Origin of the sequence: Psychrobacter sp. APC 3426 (assembly GCF_030408035.1) — a bacterium.
Lineage (GTDB): Bacteria > Pseudomonadota > Gammaproteobacteria > Pseudomonadales > Moraxellaceae > Psychrobacter.
The window spans coordinates 1-1,439 of the sequence record NZ_JASDCF010000056.1; the positions used below are offsets into that span (position 1 = coordinate 1).

Genomic DNA, 1,439 nt, shown 5'->3' on the forward strand with positions numbered 1-1,439 from the left:
CATATCATAAAGATTAGGTTTGTCAAGCTTTTTTATAATTTGTTTCAATAAGTTAGCCAGGTTTGTTATATGTAAATTCACATATAAATGATTCCGGTTCGTCTTAATGAGGTGCGTATTATAGACGTTTAAATGGTTAAGTCAAGAGGTATTTTCTATTTAGTTTAAAAGCTTCTATCTGGACTATTTAAGTAGTTGGATTGAAACTGCAAACTATTAGCTGATTGGTTAATAGCTGCGCTATTAAATAATAAGTGGTAACCCACTTCTCCAATCCACCTTCCCTTTCGACTGGGTGGCATTATACGCGCTTTCAGGGATGGGTCAAGTCAATATCTATCTTTATTTCATATATATCATAACTTCTTGAAATATCTCGTTTTAAATAAGCACAATAAAGCACACCTATTCTATAGATATAAAATAAAATGGTGTAATAAAGAGTATGCTGTGCCAATAAAGGAAGAGTGACAGCCGTAGCAAGATAATGTATTTGATGTTATGAAGACACAAATACAGATCAATTTCCCCGACTGCCACAGTTCCAGCTTTTCGATCAACGGTATAAAAAGCTATGGTAAGCAGAACTACCAATGCAAGGACTGTAAAAGACAATGCATTGACGACCATGCTATAACCTACTAGGGTTGTTACTCTCAAATAGAAAATAAAATACGAATAATGACGGTTCGAGGTTGCTGCCTTAGAGACATAGCCATTATTACCTCGGTGAGTATTGGAAAAGTGCTTAGCACCATAGGCTCATCCATTTACAAGATTGTACCTAAGAAGCGCTACTATGAACGCTTAGAAGTTGATGAGTTCTGGACTTACGTGTATCGCAAGAAGCGTAAAGTCTGGCTCATCTACGCTTATGACCGTGCTACTAATGAGATTGTCGCTTATGTCTGGGGCAAACGCGACTTAAAAACGGCTAAGAAGTTAAGAGCTCGTCTTAAGCAGCTTACAGTCAGCTATGGCTCTATCAGTATGGACAACTGGGACAGTTTTATAACCGCCTTTAAAAGTGATAACAAACAAGTTGGCAAACAACATACCGTAGGTATTGAAGGCAATAACTGCCGTCTTAGACACCGACTAAAACGAGCCGTTAGAAGAACCTGTTGCTTCTCAAAAAAGCTTGATAATCACTTTAAAGTATTCGATCTGGTGTTCTTTTATGTCAATTATGGTTACGTCTGATGCCAGCATACTTTTTAGAACACCACTTAATCAGATAGGTAATTATTTACACCCTAGTTTCACCACCAACACTTTACTCAACACAAAAGAAAACCCCCTTAGCGATTACGCCAAGGGGGTTTTACTTTTAGAATAGAGAGCTGACGATGACCTACTCTCACATGGCCGGGGCCACACTACCATTGGCGCGATGATGTTTCACTTCTGAGTTCGGGAAGGGATCAGGTGGTGCCATC

General features: G+C 38.6%; 1 rRNA gene and 1 pseudogene. One reads left to right on the forward strand and one right to left on the reverse strand.

The annotated features are described in order from the left end of the window. Positions 1 to 501: 501 nt before the first annotated feature. Positions 502 to 1,203, forward strand: a pseudogene (locus QL919_RS14045) (IS1 family transposase). Positions 1,204 to 1,341: 138 nt separating this feature from the next. On the opposite strand, the gene rrf reads toward QL919_RS14045, so the two are convergent. After that, positions 1,342 to 1,439 (reverse strand): 5S ribosomal RNA (gene rrf, locus QL919_RS14050); the annotation flags it as partial.